Source organism: Sphingomonas sp. UYAg733 (assembly GCF_054057355.1).
The window spans coordinates 895,901-916,056 of record NZ_JBSRZE010000001.1 but is presented as its reverse complement, the minus strand read 5'-3'; the positions used below and the strand labels follow the sequence as shown (position 1 = coordinate 916,056).

Genomic DNA, 20,156 nt, shown 5'->3' with positions numbered 1-20,156 from the left:
CGCGGGGGTTGAGTGGCGCTTGGGCTTCGACAGGCCAGCCCGAAACGGCGGTTGATTAGCCCGGATCGGTCCATGACGGAGTCGCCAGCACCTTGCCGAGATGATCGATCAGCACCTGGACCCGCAGCGACGATGGCGGCGTGAGCCGATGAAGGTCAAGCGGCGGCACGGTCCATTCGGGCATGGCGATTGGAGGCTGCCCTCGCGCGGCTCGCGCCAGACCAGGAACTCCGGCTGCACGGGGAGGATGATCAGGTGGTGCCATTCGCCGATTCAGCCGCGATGTCCGCGACCCTGGTGCCCGGCGCGGTGTTGAAATCATATCCCGGCTATCCGCACGGCATGCCGACGACTCATGCCGAACAGATCAACGCCGATCTGCTGAGCTTCATCAAGGGCTGACGCTTTAATCGGATACCGCCACAGGGGCGCGTGGGGTGTTTCGATACCCCACGCGCTTCGTCCGTTCCCTCCTTCGTGGTTCAATCAAAAGGCTCTCGCGCAAAAAGCCGCTCGCATTTTTCCGGAACATCCGCTTTTGCCACGTTTAAAGCAGCATCTTCTGGCAAGTGTCGGATTGAAGGGGCTGGAACGATGATGGCGCGACGATGGATCATCGCTCTTGCGGCGCAAGTGGTGCTGATCGGAACGGCGGCGGCGGCCGAACGCGCGCTCGATCAGGCGCTGCCGGCGGTAACGGCGTCGCCCGCAACCCAGATCGAGCCCGATAGCGGCAGCAGCGAAATCAGGGTGCTGGAAGAGGCGTGCGGTAACAGCGGAATCTCCGACTGCGCGACTCTCGCAAAGCGTTTCGCCGATGGCGAGGGTGTCGCGAAGGACGAAGCGCGCGCCGCGACGCTGTTCGACAAAGCCTGCACCGGCGACGACGCGGACAGCTGCACCCTGCTCGGCATCGCCTATCACAAGGGTAATGGCGTGCCGCGAAGCGCGGAGCGCGCGTCCGCCTATTTCGCTCAGGCCTGCGAGAAAGGCAGCCCGGCCGATTGCGGCAATTTCGGCCTGTCGCTGGTCAATGGCGATGGCGTGAAAAAGGACGTCGGTCGCGCGTTCAGCTATTTCTCCGCTGCCTGCAAAGACGGCAATGCCGCGAGCTGCTCCAGCCTGGGCGCGGCCTATTCGTTGGGTGTCGGGGTCAAGGCGAATGCGCGCGAGGCGAAGCGCCTGTTCAAAAAGTCATGCGACGGCGACGATGCCGGCGGCTGTTATAATCTCGGCGTGGTCTATGATCAGGGTCTGGGCGTGAAGAAGGATCCGGCGCGCGCAGCGTCGCTCTATATCAGCGCCTGCGATCAGGATGATGGCGGCGCGTGCGGTAATCTCGGATCGCTCGTCCGGGATGGTCGCGGCATCGCTCAAGATGTCGTTCGCGCCGCTGAGTTGTTCCGCAAAGGCTGTGACCTTGAGGACACAGACGGGTGCCTCAATCTTGGCCGGGCATATCAGGCCGGTTCTGGCGTGACGCAAGACCCGGAACAGGCCGTCCTCTTCTTCCGACGTGCGCTGGAGATCGAGCCGGACAAGGCCGATGCCCGTCGCGCACTCGCGGCGATCGAGCCGAACTGATCGCCGGCCGCCCTCAAGGCGTCGTTTCGGTCGCTTCAGCGGCAGACGGAGTTGCGACCGGATCTTCACACCCGCCCGGCGGGCAGAAGGGTTCAGCTGACGCCATGGGCTTGATCGCGACGCTATAGGTGATGCGGTCGGGCAGCGCCTGTTTGATGGTGATGGCGAGGCTCAGGATATTGACCTTCTTCTCGCCGGGATAGGCCGACTGGCTCTGGCCCGACCCGGGATGGACGAGGTCGTCGATCGAATAACCGCGGACCTCGAACTGGACCCGCCCGTCCTTGATCCCCTGATAGGCGATATCGTAGATTCGCCCGACTTCGTTCGACGGATAATCTTTCGGGTCGGGGATCTGCGGACCCTTAGCATAGTCGCGTGGCGGCACCATTGGCTGGCCCAGCTTGACGGTCTGGATTTTGCCGAAAGTTGACGTCGCCGGCGCGGTCGACCGGATCACCACCACGGCGGGATCGGCGAGCAGACGATCCTGCAGTGCGCGCGGTGAAAGGCCCTTGTCGGATTCGGCCAGCAAGGCTTCGGCAAAGGCCGCGTCATCGACGCCCAGGGGAAAGGCGCCGCCCGCCTCACGCGCCTTCGCGTCGGCGCAGGCGAAATCCAGTTCGGCATGGCTGGCGGCATCGACGGCATCCTCCATCTCCGCGTCGGGGCGGGTCGAGGTGTCGATCACCGCTTCGTCATAGCCGAATCGTTGAATGCCGGACCAGCCAAGCCTCCGCTTCGTGCAGTCTGCACGCATGAAATTGACCGTCATCGCCGCCGGATCGCCCTGCTTGCGGATCACGGTCTTCGACGAATAGGTGACGATGTCCTTGTCGCGCTGGATCGAACCCGTATCGATAAACACGACGCGATCGGCCCCACGCGCCGCATACCACCAAGGGGCGGCCGTCGCCGGCGCGGCCAAGACGAGGAATGGCAAAGCGAACAGGCTGACAGGTCGATGACTGAGCATTCGATTTCGATCCTCTTTCGAGCTGGTTCACCTGTGACCCGATGCGGCGAAAGCCACGAACGGAAAGCATGTCGGCGTTACGCTTGTGACAGTGTTTCGATCCGCATAAACCATGGCCCATGCAAACGCCCTTTACCCTGGAAGACATAGACCGGACCCATGCCGGCGTGACGCGGATGACCGTTCGGAAATACCTTACGGACCTGCACGATCTCGGCGTCGTCTCCTACACCACCTATATCTCGGACGGCCATTCCAACTATTTCGACAGCGAGGGCAACAGCCTCTCCTCGGCGCCGGTCCATGAGACCTATGAGATTTCGGATCAGGCCGATCGAACCGCTGCCCGGCAAGCGCTCGACGCACATGGCCGGGGAGAGACGAACTATCTTGCCTTCACCAGGCAATTGGCGGCCGCGGGCGTGTGCATATGGGTCATGGATCCGGTCGAAATGACCTGCACACTCCATTCCAAATCCGGCGAGCGGCTGCTGGTGGACGATGTGTGAATTAAATACCGGCGTTGAAGATTGCGCGGCGTGCGCCCCGCGCTAAAGCACTGCTCAGATATATCGGCCACTGGTCGCCGTTCGGTTTCGGGTGCTGGATGCTCCGCGACGCCAACACAGACGCTTCGTTGGCAAGCGGGCATCGTCTGTCAATACCGCGCCGGTATTCCTGCGCTACACGATGATCCGGAAGCCGGCTGGGCGCTCGCCTGGGATCAGCTCAGCGCCGCATCGGCCGCGCGCCGGAATTCGGTATGGAGCGGCCGTGTCTGATCCATAAGGCCAAGTGTTTGCGCCGTTCGCTAACTCACCGCGATCGCGTCGATCTCGACCAGTGCGCCCGGCACCGCGAGCGCGGTGACCACGGTGGCGCGCGCCGGATAGGGCGCGGCGAAGCGCGCGGCATAGACCGCGTTGAACGCCGCGAAATCCTCGATCCGCGTGATCCACACCGTCGTCTTGACGATCGCGGCGAGCGTCAGGCCCGCCTTGTCGAGCACGGCTTCGATCGCGTCGATCACCGCGCCGGTCTGAGTCGCGATATCGACGCCGACGATCGCGCCGTCGCGCATCGGCAATTGCCCCGACACGAACACCAGCCCGTTCGCTTCGATCGCGGCCGAGAGCGGCAATATCTGTCCAGTGGGTGTGACAACGGGGCCGCCGATCTGTTTCATGGTCGTTCTTCCTGTGTTCAGTGGGCAAGCGCGTGTTCGAAGGCTGCGGTGCGGGTGGGGCCCGCAACCGCACCCATCGCCTTGAGCAAACCGGCAGTGGTGCGCGGTGCGCCCGGTCCGGTAAGCAATTTATCGAGTGCGGGGCGACCGATATCCTGTTCCAGATCGAACAGCATGACCGCTCCCTTCTGGTACATCGCCGCGTTGCCGGGCCGCTCGCCCGGCGTGATCAGCGGCCCCGCCGTCGCCAGCGCTGGGCGCTTGCGCTCAAGCATCTTCTGCCGTTCGGCGAGGCCGAACCTCGATTCGACATAACGCATCCCGTAATATTCGGCATAAGCCTCGGACATCCAATAATCCGCATAATCGGCACTGAAGCCAGGTCGCCAGGCATGAAAGATCTCGTGCGCGACGAAGCGCCCCGGGCTGCTCTCATCATATTTGGGTATCGGCGCACCGGGTTTGCGGAAATCGGGCATGACCACGAAGCCGGCGCGGGCATATCCCCCGCTCGCTTCGCGCGGCACGATAGTCATGCGAACCGGCGAGTGCGTCGCCGGTCCGAACAGGCCAGTGTAGAACCGCACCGCACCGGCGGCATGCGTCTTCATCAGCGCGACCAGCGGATCGGCCGGGTTGGCCGCGGCGAAATCCAGCCCGTCCTTGTCCTCATGCGTCAGTCCCGGCACCGCGATAATCGGCAGATCGATATCGGCATAGTCGCGGTGGATGATGACGGCACCGTCCCGCCCCCTGCTTAGCTTGCCCTGCGAAACGAGATCCATGCCCGCCGGAATCCCGGCAATCCGCGCATCGATCGCATATTCGAGCGTCAGGTCGCTGCGGAATGGGATCCAGCCTACTTCAAGCGACAATTCGATTAGGCCAGGCGAGAAAAAGTCGCTGCTGCCCGGCGGGTCGATCGGCCCGGCATAATTGAGCCGGACCACCACCGCCCGCGTCGGCGTGCCGCGCGGGATGACGCGGATGCTGGTGAGACCCTGCATCGGGCGATCGGTCTTGCCGATCACGACCCGTGCCGGCCCGGTGACCTTGACTGGTTTGAGCACGAAGCGGTTGGCCAGCACGAACTCGATCTCCCTGGCCGCGTCACCTGGTGGAAGCGTGATCGTCACTTCGGCGCTGAGCTTGTGCGCGGCGTCGAAGCTCGCCTTCACATCATAAGCCGGCCTGGCCTGAGCTGGTGTCGCGACCAAGCCCAACCCCAGGTACAATGTGAATGCGGCTAATCGCGCGACGAATTTCATGGGATGACCTTCATATAACGGTCGCGCAATTCCAGCGGCCGGGCGGTGAGGGGCATTTGCCGCCCCCTGATGAACAGCGCGAGCGGGCGCGACAACGGTTCGAGCGGATCGCCATTCCACAGCACCAGATCCGCCTCCTTGCCCGGTTCGAGCGAGCCGATGCGGTCGGCCACGCCGAACACGCGTGCCGGGTTGATCGTGATCGCGGCCAGCGCCGTGTCGAACGGCAGCCCCCACGCGACGGCATTGCCCGCGCCATAGCGAAGCTCGCGCGCGCGGTGCGCCACGCCGCTGCCGGTCTTGATGATGACCGTGACGCCGGCCGCGGCGAGCTTGGCGGCATTGTCCATCGTCGCCCCGATCTCCGAAAAGCTGCGCGGCAGATCGGCGAGCGGATCGACCACCACCGGCACTTGCGCCGCGGCGATGGCGGGCGCGACACGCCAGCCCTCACCGCCGCCATCGACGATGATCCTGATCTTCTCCGCGCGGGCAAAGGCGATCATCTCGATGATGTCCGACGCGCGATCGACCTTGACGATCAGCGGCATGCGGCCCTCGACCATCGGGATCAGCGCTTCGAGGTCGATCCGAGACAAGGGCTGCGGCCGGCCCGCGCCGCGATCATAGGCCGCGCGGTTGCGCATGAAGTGGCGCACATCGGAAATCGTTTCGCGGAGCTGGACGATCGCCGCGCCGCGCGCGCCGCCAGCGCGTTCCGCCCCGCCTTCGCCCATCTCGATCACCATTGCCACGCGCGGCTGCGTGACCATGTCGGGCTGCTGGCCAAGGTCGATCACCGCCGCCTGTCCGGCGAACTGAAGTTCGCGGCCGTTGCTGTCGTCGTACAGCGGCGCGGTCACCGCGCGCGTGATCCCGGCGAGGCGCGCGACCGGCAACAGGATCGAATCCGGATTGAGCCCCTGCGAGATATCAAACCCTGCGCTGATCGTCGCGCTGTGCGTCGCGCGATCGGCGCTCGGCGGCACCTGGCTGACCTCGACCGCGCCGAGCGTGCTGTCCGCCTGGATGAAGCCGGGCGTGACGATCCCGCCCTTGCCGTCGATCACGCGCGCATTCGCGGGCACCGCGACCGCCGGCCCGACCGCGACGATGCGGCCATCGCGGATCACGATCGTGCCGTTCGCGATCTCGCCCGCCGGCCCCATGGTCAGGATATGCGCATCGACGATCGCAACGGTTTCGGCGGCGGGGGTTTCGGCAGCGGGTGTTTCGGCAGCGGGGGTTTCGGCGGCAGCGGGCGCAGCGGCAATCAGCGCGACCGCCAAAAAAAATACGGCCGAGTTTCGGCGGATCATGGCGTGGCTCCCGCTTGGCCCAGCGTGAAATCGGAATGGCGGCGATAATGCGGGTCGGCCCGGTCGAAGACCGTGTTGCCCTCGATCCACACCCGGTCGGCACGGGCGTAGATGCTGAACGGATCCGCGCTCCACAGCACGACATCGGCGAGCTTGCCGGGTTCGAGTGTGCCCGTTTTGTCGGCGATGCCAAGCGCCTTTGCCGGATTGGCGGTGAACCATTTGACCGCGTCCGCCTTGGGGATCTTCATCCCCGCGCGCCAGGCCGACGACAGCGCCACCGCCGCTTCCTGGTTGAGCCGCTGAATGCCGATCGGGTCGTCGGAATGGATGATCGCGCAGCCACCCGCCTGATGGATGATCGGCGCGTTCTCCTCGATCGCGTCGTACACCTCCATCTTGTAACCCCACCAGCTCGCCCAGGTGGCGACGCAAATGCCTTCTTTCACCAGCAGCGGCGCGATCTTGTACGCTTCGTTGGCATGATGGAACGCGCTGATCCTGAAGCCGAATTCGTGCGAGATATCGATCATGTTGGCCATCTCGTCGGCGCGGTAGCAATGATTCTGGACGAGGATCTCGCCCTTCAGCACGCCGGCCAGCGTCTCCATCTGCAGGTCGCGCTTGGGCGGGTCGTCGGTCTTGCCGCCCTTTTCCCATTTGTCCCGGCGCCGCGCATAATCGGCGGCGTCTATCCACGCCTTGCGATAGCCCGCGACATTGCCCATCCGGGTCATCGGCGCGCGGCCCTTGCCACCATAGACGCGCTTCGGATTCTCGCCACAGGCGATCTTCAGGCCATAGGGCGCGCCGGGAAATTTCATCTCCTGCATCGTCGTCGCCGGCACGTTGCGCAACGTCACCGTGCGCCCGCCGAACAGATTGGCCGATCCGGGCAGGATCATCATCGTCGTCACGCCAGCCTCGCGCGCGGTGTCGAAACCGGGATCCTGCGGCCACACCGAATGCTCGACCCACACCTGCGCGGTGTTGGGATCGGTCATCTCATTAGCGTCGTTGACCGCATCGACCGTCTCGGGCTGCGCCCAGGCGCCGAGATGCGAATGCGCATCGATCACCCCGGGCGTGACCCATTTCCCCCGTCCATCGACCGTCGTATAGCCATCCGGCACGGCCAGCCCCGCGCCGACCGCGACGATCTTGCCGTCGGCCATCAGCACGGTGCCGTTGGCGATCTCCGCGCCGGTGGCGGTCAGCACCGTCGCGCCGACCACCGCGATGCGTCCCGATGGCGCCGCGTGATAAGTGCTGGGAAACGCGATCGGTGCAGGACGGGCTTCTGCCGCCGGCGTGGCGGACAGCGCTCGCGGATGCTCGCCGGTCGAGCACGCCGCGAGCGCGGTCAGGATGAGGGGAGCGCAGCGCTTCATTTGCCGTCGGGCGTCACGGAGCGCTGCACGGCACCCTTTTCATCGAGGAAGTCGATCGAGGCTTTACCGTCCTGCGCCACCTTCATCAGGATGCGCGGGCGGCCCATTGCGTCGTTGAGCATGACCGCGGATTCCCGGTCGCGGGTCTTGCCGACATAAAGGCGCTGGCGGCCGAATGTGCCGTCCGCCTGGACCTTTTGCAGTGCGGCGGTCTTGGCCGGACCGTCGGGCATCTTGGTGATGCGTGTCGCCAGGTCGAAATCGATCGATTCGCCCGGCCGGTCGTTGACGATCATCGCCGCCCAGCGGCGCCCGTCATATTCACTCTGGGTCAGCTGGATGACCTGATCCTGCTCATACTGGTCGAAGCTCAAATGTCCGCCACCCGAAACCTTGCCGTCCTTGTCCTTCTCGCCGCTGAAGGTCAGCCCGCCATTCTCGGTGCCTTCATTGTTGAAGAAGATGATGCCCGCGCCGCGATTGCCGCTGGGATGGGGGCGTTCCTTGCCGTGGAAGATGATGCCCGGCGACCGGCTGGTGTTGGACACGACCATGCGCAGCGTACCATCATCCTCGCGAACATTGATGCGCTTCACGTCGATCTCGTCAAACGCGACCTTTTGCGGCTTGGTGTCGGCCGACGCGCTGGTGCCGATGGCAAAGGCCATCGCGGCGGTGAGCACGCCCGAATAGATGAGCAGGAGCTTGTTGGCGTTCATCGATCGTCTCCGTTGATTCAGCGTGGTTTGAGGGCGGGAAGATAGCGGTCACGAAGTTGCGTGGGGCGCGATGTCATCGGCTGGTCGACGCCGCCGATCAGCACCGCGACGGGCCGCGCGGTGGTTTCGAGCGGATCGCCGTCCCAAATCACCACATCGCCATCCTTGCCCGGTTCGAGCGAGCCGATGCGGTCAGCCAGGCCGAAGATACGCGCCGGGTTGATCGTGACGGCGGCGAGCCCCGCCTGCCAGGGCAGGCCGTTGGCGACGGCATTGCCGGCATTGTAACGCATTTCGCGCTCGCGGTGATTGCCATTGCCCTGGATCGCGATCGTCACCCCGGCCTCGGCCAGCCGCCGCGCATTGCCAAGCGTCGCGCCGAGCAGTTCGAACGATGCCGGGCTATTCTCGATCGGGGTGATCAGCACCGGCACCTTGGCGGCGGCGATATCGCGCGCGACACGCCAGCCTTCGCTCGCGCCTTCGAGGATGATCTTGACCCGCTCCTCGTGCGCCATGGCCAGCGCGTCGCGGATATCCGAAGCGCGGTTGACGCTGACCAGCAACGGCATCCGTCCCTCGACCACCGGCACAAGCGCTTCGAGATCGGCATGCGACAGCGAATAGGCCCGCGTCTCGCCGCGATCATAGGCGGCACGGCGCGCGAGAAAATCGCGCACTTCGCCAAACACCGCGTGCAGCGCGACGAGCTCACCCGCACGCGCGCCACCGGCACGTTCGGCGCCGCCGTCACCCATTTCCAGGATCATCGCCACGCCGCGCTTGCGTAGCATTGGCGCACCGCCGAGCGACACCGCCGCCGCCTGCCCCGCGAAAAGCAGTTCGCGGTTCGGCGCGTCGTCATAGACCGGTGTCGCGATCGCGCTGGTGATGCCGCCGAGCCGTGCGACCGGGATCAGCATGGTATCCGGATTAAGCCCGTACCCCGCATCGAACGCCGCGCTGATCTCGCTATTATGACTGCCGCGATCGTCGCTCGCCGCGACGAAGCGAACCTCGATCAGGCCGAGCGCGGTGCCCGACGCGACCAGTCCCGGGGTGACGATCCGGCCCGTCGCATCGATGATCCGCGCCCCGGCCGGAACCGGCGTATCGGCACCGACCGAGACGATCCGGCCGTCGCGGACGACCACCGTACCGCGCGCCAGCTCGCCCTGCGGCCCCATGGTGACGACCCGCCCGCCGGTGATCGCCACCGTCTCGGCGGCGGCGGGCGCGGCAATGCCAAGCGCCGCGATAGCGGTCAAAATGCGGATCATCGCGCGAATTCCTGTCCCGGCTGGCCGAGCAGGAAATCCGAAGGCCCCTGATAACGCGGATCGACACGGTCCCAGGTTAGCGCCCCGTCGATCCAGACCTTTTCGGCGACGGCATAGACGCTGAACGGGTCGGCGCTCCACAACACGACATCCGCCATCTTGCCCGGATCGAGCGACCCGGTGCGATCGGCAATGCCCATCGCTTTGGCAGGATTGGCGGTGATCCATTTGATCGCCTGACCACGCGTGATCGCCATGCCGGCATGGTTCGCCGCGGTCATCGCGATCGCCGCCTCCTGATTGAGCCGCTGGATCAGCAGGCCATCATCGGAATGGATGATCGCACAGCCGCCCGCCGCGTCGATCATCGGGGCATTTTCCTCAATTCCGTCGAGCGATTCCATCTTCGCCCCCCAGCTATTCGCCCAGATCGCGACGCAGATGCCTTCCTTCGCCAGCAGCGGCGCGATCTTGTACGCTTCATTGGCGTGGTGGAACGCGGTGATCCTGAAACCGAATTCCTTCGCGATATCGATCATCACCGCCATCTCGTCGGCGCGGTAGCAATGATTCTGCACGAGGATCTCGCCCTTGAGCACGCCGGCCAGCGTCTCCATCTGCAGGTCGCGCTTGGGCGGGTCGCCGGCCTTGCCGCCCTTTTCCCATTTCTCCCAGCGCCGCATATAGTCGGCGGCGTCGATCCATGCCTTGCGATAGCCCGCGACATTACCCATCCGCGTCATCGGTGCGCGGCCCTTTTCGCCGTAAACGCGCTTCGGATTCTCGCCGCATGCCATCTTCAAACTGTACGGCGCGCCGGGGAATTTCATGCCCTGAGTGGTCACTGCGGGCACATTCTTCAACGTGACGGAGCGTCCGCCGAACAGGTTTGCCGACCCCGGCAGGATCAGCAACGACGTGATGCCGCCACCGCGCGCGAGGCGGAATTTCGGATCCTGCGGCCAGACCGAATGTTCGGCCCAGACCTCCGCCGTATTGGGCGAGGTCGCCTCATTGCCATCCTCATGCGCGGGCACGCCCGGCGAAGGATAGACACCGAGATGCGAATGCGCGTCGATGATCCCCGGTGTGACCCATTTGCCGCGCCCGTCGACGCGCTGATACCCATCGGGCACTGCCAGGCTCGCGCCGACCGCCTCGATCTTGCCGTCGCGGACCAGCACCGTGCCGATGGCGATCTCCTCGCCCGTGCCGGTCAGGATCGACGCGCCGACGATCGCCAGCGGCGCCTGCGGCATGGGGCGATAGGTCGAAGGAAAGGCGCCGCCATCGGCAAAATCCTGCGCGACCGCCAGATAGCTCGTGCCCGGCAAGATCGCGGCACAGGCGACCCAGGCGGCTCCGCCGGCGAATTTCCTGAAGCCCACACCCATGCTCGCGTTCCTCCGCCCATATCGGATGAGCGGCGGGGCGAAGAAATCCGCCACTCGCAATTTCGCATGTGTCCGAGTGGCGGATTTGCCCGCGCGGCGCATCGTCTCAGGCAGAGGGTATCCGCTCCCCCGAGCGGACCGAGGGGCTTGAACTTGTGAGTGAAATTCGCCTGGCGCGTCGTGCCGCAAAGCTGTCGACCAACTTTCCCGCCCCGCATTTTCCGTCGGAACTCGGCCCCGACGTCATTCCGTTCGATTCCGGCTTCGCCGCGCCCCAATTGCTTCCCGACCTGACCGAGTTCGCGCATGCAGCACTCAACACGCATCGCGCAGAGACGCTGCAATATTCGCCGACCCATGGTCAGCCCGAACTGCGCGGCTGGCTGGCCGGGCTGATGAACGAGGACGGTTGCGCGCTCTCCCCCGATCATTTGCTGATCGTTAACGGCGCGAAGCATGGGCTCGAGCTGATCTGCAAGCTGTTGCTTGACGAAGGCGACGCGATCGTCGTGACCGCGCCGACCTATTTCACCGCAATCCCCATCTTCCGCAGCTTCGGCGTCGAGTTCATCGAGATCGGCCAGGACGATGACGGCATCGACATCGCCGCCCTCGAAGTCGTGCTGGCGCGGCGCGTCGCCCAGGGCAAAGCGCTGCCCAAGCTGATCTATAACGTCGCCGATTTCCACAACCCGACCGGCGCGACCATGCCGATCGAGCGGCGCAAAGCGCTGATCGACCTGGCCGATCGGCTCGGCATCTTCGTGGTGGAAGACACGCCTTATCGCCGCGTCCGCTTCGAGGGCGAGACGATCGCGTCGCTCAAGGCACTCGACCTGACCGGCAACGTCTTCCATCTCGGCACATTCTCGAAACTGGTCGCGCCGGGCCTGCGCATCGGCTGGGTCGCAGCCGAACCCATGTTGATCGCGCGGCTGATCCAGCTCAAGGCGGATGGCGGTTCCTCGCCGCTGGTGCAGCGGATCATCTATGAATTCGGCCGTTCGCCCGCCTTTGCGGCGCATATCGACCGCGTCCAGTCGGTCTATCGCGAGCGGCGCGACCGGATCGTCGCGGCGGTGCGGCGCGAGCTGCCCGACGCGGTGCTCGCCGTGCCGGAGGGCGGTTATTATGTCTGGCTGACCTTGCCGCCACAGGTCGATGGCGACGCGCTAGCCACCGATGCGGCGGCACGCGGCGTCAATTTGATCCCCGGCAGCAAATTCTTCGCCAGCAGCGGCGATACGGCCACGCCGCGCAATCATATCCGCTTGTCCTACAGCTATGCGACGCCCGAACAGATCGACGAGGGCGTCCGTCGCCTCGCCATTTCCTACCGGACGATCGCCGGCTGATGCCCCCCGCCGCGCCGCCCCTGGTCGAGTTCCGCAAGGTCGAGAAACGCTATCCCGGTGGCGCGCGCGCGGCGGTGAGCGGGCTCGACCTGACGGTGCGCAAGGGCGAGTTCCTGACGCTGCTCGGGCCGTCGGGCTCGGGCAAGACCACCACCCTGATGATGCTCGCCGGGTTCGAGACACCCGATTCGGGCGACATACTGCTCGACGGGCGCTCGCTGGCGAAGCTGCCGCCGCACAAGCGCAACATGGGCGTCGTGTTCCAGAATTATGCGCTGTTCCCGCATATGAGCGTGGCGCAAAACCTCGCCTTCCCGCTCGGCGTGCGCGGCATTCGCGGTGCCGAGGCGATGGCGAAGGTCGATGCGGCGCTGGCATTGGTGCGGCTCGACGGGCTCGGCCATCGCCGTCCCGACGCGCTCTCTGGCGGCCAGCGCCAGCGTGTCGCGCTCGCCCGTGCGCTGATCTTCCAGCCCGACATCGTGCTAATGGACGAACCGCTCGGCGCACTCGACCGGCAATTGCGCGAACGGCTGCAGAGCGAGATCAAACGTATCCAGCGCGCGCTGGGCCTGACCATCGTCTATGTCACGCACGACCAGAGCGAGGCGCTGACCCTGTCGGACCGGATCGCGGTGTTCGCCGACGGATCGGTGCAGCAGGTCGACACGCCCGAGGCGATCTACGAACACCCTGCCAACGCCTTTGTCGCCGGCTTCGTTGGCGAGAATAACGGCCTGGCGGGCCACCTTATCTCGCGCACCGATGGCGAATGCGAAGTCCGGCTCGATGGCGGGCAGACGATCCGCGCGACGCCGGTCGGCGATATCGCACCCGGCGCGCGGATCGTCGCCACCATCCGGCCCGAGCATGTCGAGACCGGCGGCCTGTCGCAGCTGTGCAACCGGATCGACGCGCAGGTCGAGGAGCTGGTCTATCATGGCGATCACAGCCGCATCCGCGCGACACTGGCCGGCGGCGGCCTGTTGACCGTCCGTGCGCCACGCCAGCCGGTGCTCGCGCCGACCGACAGTCTCGCGCTCGGCTGGTGCACCGATCGCTGCTTCGCTTTTGCCGCCATGGGCTGGACCAATGATCCGCTGGGGGACGCCGGATGAGCTGGAGGAAAAGCATCATCGGGGCGGCCGCGCTGGGTGCATCCCTGCTCGCCATCGCCTCATGCGGGCCGACCTCGACGGTGCGCCCGCTGACCATCGTTGGCTGGGGTGGATCCTCGCAGGACGCGCATCGCAAAGGCTATTGGACATCCTTCACCAAAACCAGCGGCGTGGCGCTGCGCGAGGATACCTGGCACGGCGGCGTCGGGGTGATCCGCACCAAGGTGATCGGCGGCAATTCGAGCTGGGACATCGTTCAGGTCGAAACCGAGGACCTTATTCTGGGCTGCGAGGAGGGGCTGTTCCAGCCGCTCGACTGGGCCAAGCTTGGCGGGCGCCGCGCCTTCATCCCGACCGCGGTGCATGACTGCGGCGTGGGTGCGATGCTGTGGTCATATCTGATCGGCTATGACGGCGACCGCATCAAGGGCAAGGGGCCGCAAAGTTGGGCCGATTTCTGGGACATGAAGCGTTTCCCGGGCAAGCGCGGCATGCGCAAGACACCCAAATATACGCTGGAATTCGCACTGATGGCGGACGGCGTACCGCCGGCACAGGTCTATGCCACGCTGCGCACGCCAGCCGGCGTCGACCGCGCTTTTCGCAAGCTCGATCAGCTCAAGCCGCAGATCATCTGGTGGTCGTCGATCTCGCAGGTAACCGACCTGCTCGGCTCGGGTGAAGTGGCGATGTCGGTGACCAGCCCCGGCCGGCTGATCGTCGCCAACCGCACGGAAAACCGCCATTTCAAGGTCGATTGGCACCAGAATATCTATGCCGTCGATTATTGGGTGATCCTGAAGAACAGCCCGCGCCGTGAGGAAGCGAACGAACTGCTCCGCTACATGACGCGGCCGGAGAACCAGATGCGGCTGGCGATGTTCATGCCGACCGGCCTGACCAGTATCGAGGCGAGCCGGCGGATCGACCCGGTCTACAAGCGCGACACGCCGACCGACCCGGCCAACATGACCGACGCGCTGCAGCTCGACGGCGATTTCTGGGTCGAATATGGCGACCAGCTCACTCAGCGATTCAATGCCTGGGTCGCGCGCTGAACCCGCCGCCCGCGCGGCGAAGATCAGGCCGCGCTGGTGGATCGTCGCGCTGGTCGCGCCGCTGCTGATCTTCCTGATCGCGACTTTCGTGTTGCCGGTGGTGATGATGTTGTCACGCGGGGTCAGCGATCCAGAACTGCCGCAAAGCTGGCCGCGTGCCGCTGCCGCGCTGCGGCAATGGGACGGCGCTGGCCTGCCGAGCGACGCGCTTGCCCGCACCGTCGCCGGTGATATCGTCGCGGCGCACCGCGCCGGTACGCTCAACCGCGTCGCCAACCGGCTCAATTACGACAGGGTCGGATCGCGCAGCCTGCTTTATCTGACATCGGCGCGGCTCGCCGCGGGCTTGAAAGTCGACGGCTTGTCCGATCTCGCGGCGATCGACCCGCGCTGGCGCGACCGCGCCTATTGGGGTGCGATGCGCCATGCGGCGGGGCCGGGCACGAGCTTCTACCTGCTCGCCGCGCTGGACCGGCGGATCGACGCCGACGGCCGGCTGACCAGGGTTCCTGCCGATCAGGCGGTGTTCGTCGATATCCTGCTGCGCACCTTCAAGATCAGCGCGGTGGTCGCGCTGCTCTGCGCCGTGCTCGGGTATCCGGTCGCCTATCTGCTCGCGTCATTGCCCGACCGTAGGGCCAATCCGCTGCTTATCCTGGTGCTGCTGCCGTTCTGGACCTCGGCGCTGGTGCGCACCACCGCCTGGGTCGTGCTGCTGCAGACCAATGGCGTGGTCAACGGATTACTCGAAGGGATCGGCCTGATCGATGCGCCGCGCCAGCTGCTCTACAACCGGGTCGGCGTCTATATCGCGATGACGCACGTCCTGCTGCCCTTCTTCATCCTGCCACTGTACGGCGTGATGAAGGGTATCCAGCCATCGGCGATGCGCGCCGCAAGCTCGCTCGGCGCGACGCCGCCGACAGCCTTCGCCAGAGTCTATCTGCCACAGACCTTGCCCGGCTTGATGGCTGGGACGATCATCGTCTTCACGCTTGCGCTGGGGTATTATCTCACGCCCGCCCTGATCGGCGGCGGCGCGGATCAGATGATCAGCGGGTCGATCGCTTTCTACACCAATCAGTCGCTCAACTGGGGCATGGCGGCGGCGCTCAGCCTGTTGCTGCTGCTCCCGCTCACGCTGATGCTGTTCGCCGGGCGCACACTGGCGCGGACCGTGCCGGCATGAGCGGTTATCGTTCGCCGGCCGACCGCGCGGGCCGTGCCATGCTGGTCGGATTCTGCGCGCTGGTCTTCGCTTTCCTCGTGCTGCCGATCCTCGCGGTGGTGCCGCTCTCGTTCAACCCGAGCGCCTTTCTCGTTTTTCCTGAGAATGGCCTGTCGCTGCGCTGGTATCGCACGCTGGCGGACTCCCCGCACTGGAGCCGCGCGCTGATCAACAGCCTGTCGGTGGCGAGCGTGACCACGCTGATAGCGACGCCGCTCGGCACGCTCGCCGCGATCGGGCTGTCGGCGATGCGCTCGCGCGCCAAGCCGATGATCGTCGCTTTGCTCACCGCGCCGATGGTCGTGCCGGTAGTGGTGGTCGCGATCGCGATCTATTTCCTGTTCGCGCCGCTCGGCCTGGTCAACAGCTTCACCGGGCTGGTCATCGCCCACACCGTGCTTGCACTGCCCTTCGTGGTGATCGTGGTGCACGCTGCGCTTCAGGGCTTCGATTATGAGCTGCTGCGCGCCGCGAGCAGCCTTGGTGCGCGCCCGGCGACCGCCTTGCTGCGCGTACTCGCCCCGCTGATCGCGCCGGGCATTGGTGCCGGCGCGGTGTTCGCCTTCATGACCTCGTTCGACGAGGCCGTGATCGCCCTGTTCATCGCCGGGCCGGAACAAAAGACGCTGCCGATGCAGATGTTCGAAGGCGTGCGCGAACAGATCAGCCCGGCGATCACAGCCGCCGCCACCTTGCTGGTGATCGCATCGACCCTGTTGCTCGGCACCGCCGAACTGCTGCGCCGCCGCAGCGACCGGCTGCGCGTCGGCCGCCGATGATTATCGTACCCGACCAGGCCGGATTGCGTGCGCGGAGCGGACGTAAATGGGGCAATCACCCCGCCGATGTGATCCCGGCCTGGATCGCCGATATGGACCTGATGCCCGCGCCCGTCGTCGCCGAAACGCTGGCCGAGGCGGTGCGGCTCGGCGATTTCGGCTATGCTATGGCGGGCGACCTGGGCGGCATTCCCGAGGCGTTCGCGCGCTGGGCAGCGCGGCGCTGGGACTGGCAAATCGATCCGGCGGATGTGATGGTCATGCCCGATGTGGTCGGCGGGATCGCCAATTGCATCGAGGCGCTGACCGAAGCGGGCGATGCGGTGCTGGTGCAGACCCCCGCTTATCCGCCGCTGTTGGGTTCGGTGCGCATCGCCGGGCGACGGCTGATCGAACATCCGCTGGTCGATGGCATCACCGATTTCGCCGATCTCGAACGCGTGGTCGCGGCACAGCGTGTGCGGATGATCCTGTTCTGCCACCCGCACAACCCAAGCGGCCATTGCTTCCGCCGCGCCGAACTGGAGACGCTGGCGCGAATCGCGCGGCAGCATGGCGTGACGATCGTCGCGGACGAGGTCCATGCCGATCTCACTTTTGCCGGATACACGCATATCCCGTTCGCAACGATCGCACCGGAAATTACGGTGACGCTCAACGCGCCGAGCAAGGCGTTCAATCTGGCCGGGTTGAGGACCGCGGTGTGCGTGTCGTCGGGCGCGTTGCGGACGCGGCTCAAGGGATTGCCGCCGACCCGGTGGAACGCGTTTTCGACGCTCGGCGCGCGCGCCGCGCTCGCCGCCTGGAGCGATGCGGGAGAGGCATGGCTGACCGACTGCGTCGCCTATCTGCAGGACCGGCGCGACCGGTTGCTCAGGACGCTCAGCCGCGACTGCCCGATCATCGGCTTCGCGCCGCCGGAAGCGGGTTATCTCGCCTGGCTCGATTGCCGCGCGCTCGGGCTGGACGATCCGGCGCGCTTTTTCCTCGATTCGGCCAGGGTCGCGCTGTCGCCCGGCCCGGATTTCGGCGCGCCGGGCCGTGGCTTCGCTCGGCTCAACTTCGCGACGTCGGACGTGATCCTCGACGAAATCGTCGCACGCATGGCGACCGCGCTGTCAGCCGCCCCAGACATCGGCGCATAACCGCGCGAAATTGCCGCCAAGCAGTTTCTCGATCCGCCGCTCGGGCCAACGCCGCGCGGCAAGATCGTCGGCAAGCCGCAGGAAGCGGGTCGGCTCGTTATAGTCGGGCACGATGTTGAGCACATCGGGCGCTTCGCCCGGTGCCGCGACGCCAAGCGCCTTGCGCTCGTCATAGAATTGCCGTTGCTCGGCCAGCGCGGCCGCGCCGGTCGGCGCCGCGCGGATGCCGCCATCGGTGCCGAGCGAGACATGATCCTCCCCCGCCACCTTCACCGCATGTTCGATATGACGGATCACATCCTCGCCGCGCGGCTGTCCGGCGGCGCGCAGGAAAGGCATGAAATAAATGCCGGCAACACCGCCCTTGTCGGCCAGCGCTCTAAATTCGGCGTCGGGCGTGTTGCGCGGCACATCGACCAGCGCGCGGCAGCCGGTATGGCTGATCGCGATCGGCGCTGTCGAGGCGGCGATCGCATCGGCGATGGTTCGCGCACCCGCATGGCTGGTATCGACCATGATGCGCCGCGCGTTGAGACCGGCAACGACCTCTCGGCCATAATCGCTCAAGCCCCCATTGGCGGTTTCCAGGCAGCCGTCACCGACCAGGTTGCGCTTGTTATAGGTCAGCTGGATGATGCGCACGCCGAGCTGGTCGAACAAATCGAGCCGGTCGATCTCGGTCTCGAGCGGCACACAGTCCTGGAATCCGAAAATCACCCCAAGCCGGTTGCTGTCCTGCGCCAGCTTCAGATCGGCCGCGCTGCGCACATGGAGCAGCCGGTCGGGAAAGGCGCGGATGAACCGCTCGTAGCGCGCGATGCGGCGCAATGTCTCGCCGAAGCGGTCCGGTGTATTGCCCGCCGCGCCGACGGTCTGGTTGATCGCGGTCAGGCCCGAAGCACGGAAGACATCGAGCTGCGCGCGAACGCCTGGCGCCTTGGGGTCGAGATTGCCGATCGACGACAGCCCGTCGATCACCATCGCGCGGCGATAGCGGTCCGCCCCGGAACCCTGCGCCCCCAGGCCTTTCGCCCCGAGCGGCCCGGCGATCGCCAACGCCGCAGCGCCGACGAGTATTGACCGGCGGCTCGGCATCACCTGCGCCCCAATCACGAAAGCCCCAGTCACGAATGTAGCGCTGTGTCGAACCATTTGGCGGTATCGGCCCCGCCGATTTCGGTCAGATGCTTGAGGAAGATCGGCGTCGTGTGCACCGGCTCGCGCGCCATGGTGATCATCAACTTGTCCATCGCCGGGCGGCCGATGCGCTTGTCGAGATCCCACAGGATCAGTGGTCCCTTGCCATAGAGCTGGATGCGGTTGGGCCGGCCATGCCCCATCACCGGCCCGGCATCCTTGCTGCCCGTCATTTTGGCATCGATATTTTTCTGCAGCTCGACCGCGCCGAATTGTGCCTCGACATAACGCATCGACATATATTCGGCGGCGGATTCGACCAGCCAGAAATCGTCGGTCAGCGGGCTCGCCAGCATCCACCAGGCATGCGCGATCTCATGCGCGACATACCGCGCCGGGCCGATCTCCGGAATATCAGGTGCCGAACGCCCGCCCTCCGACAGCACGGTATAGGCGGTGCGCGCATAACCCAGCCCCTTTTCGCGCCACACCATCGCCATGCGCACGGTATGCGGCAGCGGCCCGAACAGCGTCTCGAAATAGCGCGCCGACAAATCGGCATTCTTCACATGGAAACCCGACAGCCGGCTGTTCAGGTCACGCGAAAAGAACTCAACGCCATGCGCCTCGGCACGCTGCAGTCCGCGCATCGCGACCATCGGCAAGTCGATATCGACAAAATCGCGGTGGATCTGCACCCCCGTCTTCGTGCGCGTCACATCGCCCTGCGCGACCACCACGAGATCGGGCGCGAGACCCTCGATATCGGCATCGACGGTGAAACGCGTCTGGATGTCGGCCCCGACCGGGAACCACATATGATCGATGAACAGCTCATAACCCTCGGGCCTGAGTGCTGGCGCGCCGCTATCATGTTTGGTCTGGATCGGACCGGAGTAGCGAAAATTGAGGTTCACCGGCTTGGCCGTCGGTTTGGCGAAGTGGAAGGTGTATTTGGTCAGTTCCTCGACCGGCGATTCGGCATTCTCGCTGGTCACCGTCACGCCCCTGGGCAGCTTGATCGGCTGCACCACAAATCGGCGCGACAGCAGGAACGCCTTTTCGGGCAGTGCCTCGGTCAGCGTGACGGTCACGACTGCGTCGAGCTTGCCCGCCGGATCGAAACTCGCCGCCACCTTGTAATGCGGTGGTGCGGCGTGCGCGGTGCCCGCAAGCAGACCGGCCATGACCAGGCCCAGGATCTTGTGCATGATGCTTC

General features: G+C 65.5%; 20 protein-coding genes. 9 read left to right on the top strand and 11 right to left on the bottom strand.

The window, feature by feature from the left end; translation table 11 throughout:
- Nucleotides 1-55 precede the first annotated feature (55 nt).
- The gene (locus ACVWZA_RS04595; RefSeq protein WP_457309951.1) at nt 56-184 is read right to left on the bottom strand and encodes a hypothetical protein; all 129 of its coding nucleotides are present in this window, start codon (nt 182-184) and stop codon (nt 56-58) included.
- Between the two features lie 5 nt (nt 185-189).
- On the opposite strand from ACVWZA_RS04595, the gene ACVWZA_RS04590 reads away from it, so the two are divergent.
- Together ACVWZA_RS04590 and ACVWZA_RS04585 are read left to right on the top strand one after the other, a co-directional pair.
- On the top strand, nt 190-402 hold the full coding sequence (locus tag ACVWZA_RS04590) for an alpha/beta fold hydrolase (RefSeq protein WP_457309950.1): 213 nt from the start codon (nt 190-192) through the stop codon (nt 400-402).
- A gap of 192 nt (nt 403-594) precedes the next feature.
- Nucleotides 595-1,584, top strand: coding sequence for a tetratricopeptide repeat protein (locus tag ACVWZA_RS04585; protein ID WP_457309949.1), 990 nt, complete (start codon nt 595-597; stop codon nt 1,582-1,584).
- 13 nt (nt 1,585-1,597) lie between these two features.
- Here ACVWZA_RS04585 and ACVWZA_RS04580 read toward each other — a convergent pair whose 3' ends face one another.
- Nucleotides 1,598-2,560 (bottom strand): hypothetical protein, encoded by a 963-nt coding sequence (locus ACVWZA_RS04580; protein WP_457309948.1) that lies wholly within the window; start codon nt 2,558-2,560, stop codon nt 1,598-1,600.
- 119 nt (nt 2,561-2,679) lie between these two features.
- On the opposite strand from ACVWZA_RS04580, the gene ACVWZA_RS04575 reads away from it, so the two are divergent.
- Nucleotides 2,680-3,069 (top strand): DUF1398 family protein, encoded by a 390-nt coding sequence (locus ACVWZA_RS04575; RefSeq protein ID WP_457309947.1) that lies wholly within the window; start codon nt 2,680-2,682, stop codon nt 3,067-3,069.
- Nucleotides 3,070-3,371: 302 nt separating this feature from the next.
- Here the strand turns inward: ACVWZA_RS04575 and ACVWZA_RS04570 are convergent, their stop codons facing one another.
- The 7 genes from ACVWZA_RS04570 to ACVWZA_RS04540 are packed head-to-tail and all read right to left on the bottom strand — an operon-like array spanning nt 3,372 to nt 11,117.
- Entirely contained in the window at nt 3,372-3,746 is a 375-nt protein-coding gene (locus ACVWZA_RS04570; RefSeq protein ID WP_457309946.1) for a Rid family hydrolase, read from the bottom strand.
- A gap of 17 nt (nt 3,747-3,763) precedes the next feature.
- Nucleotides 3,764-5,014: a hypothetical protein gene (locus ACVWZA_RS04565; protein WP_457309945.1), complete on the bottom strand. Its 1,251-nt coding sequence runs from the start codon at nt 5,012-5,014 to the stop codon at nt 3,764-3,766.
- The gene (locus ACVWZA_RS04560) at nt 5,011-6,333 is read right to left on the bottom strand and encodes an amidohydrolase family protein (protein ID WP_457309944.1); all 1,323 of its coding nucleotides are present in this window, start codon (nt 6,331-6,333) and stop codon (nt 5,011-5,013) included. The genes ACVWZA_RS04565 and ACVWZA_RS04560 overlap by 4 nt, the downstream gene beginning before the upstream one ends.
- Nucleotides 6,330-7,724, bottom strand: a complete 1,395-nt coding sequence (locus ACVWZA_RS04555; protein WP_457309943.1) for an amidohydrolase — start codon at nt 7,722-7,724, stop codon at nt 6,330-6,332. The genes ACVWZA_RS04560 and ACVWZA_RS04555 overlap by 4 nt, the downstream gene beginning before the upstream one ends.
- Nucleotides 7,721-8,443, bottom strand: a complete 723-nt coding sequence (locus ACVWZA_RS04550) for a hypothetical protein (protein WP_457309942.1) — start codon at nt 8,441-8,443, stop codon at nt 7,721-7,723. Before ACVWZA_RS04550 ends, ACVWZA_RS04555 begins: the two co-directional genes overlap by 4 nt.
- Nucleotides 8,444-8,460: 17 nt before the next feature.
- Complete coding sequence (locus tag ACVWZA_RS04545) at nt 8,461-9,723, bottom strand: amidohydrolase family protein (protein ID WP_457309941.1); 1,263 nt, start codon at nt 9,721-9,723, stop codon at nt 8,461-8,463.
- The gene (locus ACVWZA_RS04540; protein WP_457309940.1) at nt 9,720-11,117 is read right to left on the bottom strand and encodes an amidohydrolase; all 1,398 of its coding nucleotides are present in this window, start codon (nt 11,115-11,117) and stop codon (nt 9,720-9,722) included. Before ACVWZA_RS04540 ends, ACVWZA_RS04545 begins: the two co-directional genes overlap by 4 nt.
- A gap of 155 nt (nt 11,118-11,272) precedes the next feature.
- On the opposite strand from ACVWZA_RS04540, the gene ACVWZA_RS04535 reads away from it, so the two are divergent.
- The 6 genes from ACVWZA_RS04535 to ACVWZA_RS04510 are packed head-to-tail and all read left to right on the top strand — an operon-like array spanning nt 11,273 to nt 17,800.
- Nucleotides 11,273-12,472: an aminotransferase-like domain-containing protein gene (locus ACVWZA_RS04535; RefSeq protein ID WP_457309939.1), complete on the top strand. Its 1,200-nt coding sequence runs from the start codon at nt 11,273-11,275 to the stop codon at nt 12,470-12,472.
- Entirely contained in the window at nt 12,472-13,590 is a 1,119-nt protein-coding gene (locus tag ACVWZA_RS04530; RefSeq protein ID WP_457309938.1) for an ABC transporter ATP-binding protein, read from the top strand. Before ACVWZA_RS04535 ends, ACVWZA_RS04530 begins: the two co-directional genes overlap by 1 nt.
- Entirely contained in the window at nt 13,587-14,648 is a 1,062-nt protein-coding gene (locus tag ACVWZA_RS04525; protein ID WP_457309937.1) for an ABC transporter substrate-binding protein, read from the top strand. Before ACVWZA_RS04530 ends, ACVWZA_RS04525 begins: the two co-directional genes overlap by 4 nt.
- Nucleotides 14,602-15,837, top strand: a complete 1,236-nt coding sequence (locus ACVWZA_RS04520) for an ABC transporter permease (RefSeq protein WP_457309936.1) — start codon at nt 14,602-14,604, stop codon at nt 15,835-15,837. Before ACVWZA_RS04525 ends, ACVWZA_RS04520 begins: the two co-directional genes overlap by 47 nt.
- A complete protein-coding gene (locus ACVWZA_RS04515; protein ID WP_457309935.1) occupies nt 15,834-16,655 on the top strand; it encodes an ABC transporter permease in 822 nt (273 codons plus the stop codon). Before ACVWZA_RS04520 ends, ACVWZA_RS04515 begins: the two co-directional genes overlap by 4 nt.
- Nucleotides 16,652-17,800 (top strand): MalY/PatB family protein, encoded by a 1,149-nt coding sequence (locus tag ACVWZA_RS04510; protein WP_457309934.1) that lies wholly within the window; start codon nt 16,652-16,654, stop codon nt 17,798-17,800. Before ACVWZA_RS04515 ends, ACVWZA_RS04510 begins: the two co-directional genes overlap by 4 nt.
- Here ACVWZA_RS04510 and ACVWZA_RS04505 read toward each other — a convergent pair.
- Together ACVWZA_RS04505 and ACVWZA_RS04500 are read right to left on the bottom strand one after the other, a co-directional pair.
- Entirely contained in the window at nt 17,774-18,928 is a 1,155-nt protein-coding gene (locus ACVWZA_RS04505; protein WP_457309933.1) for a dipeptidase, read from the bottom strand. The two genes, ACVWZA_RS04510 and ACVWZA_RS04505, sit on opposite strands and share 27 nt — an antisense overlap.
- Nucleotides 18,925-20,148, bottom strand: a complete 1,224-nt coding sequence (locus tag ACVWZA_RS04500) for a hypothetical protein (RefSeq protein WP_457309932.1) — start codon at nt 20,146-20,148, stop codon at nt 18,925-18,927. The genes ACVWZA_RS04505 and ACVWZA_RS04500 overlap by 4 nt, the downstream gene beginning before the upstream one ends.
- Nucleotides 20,149-20,156 lie beyond the last annotated feature (8 nt).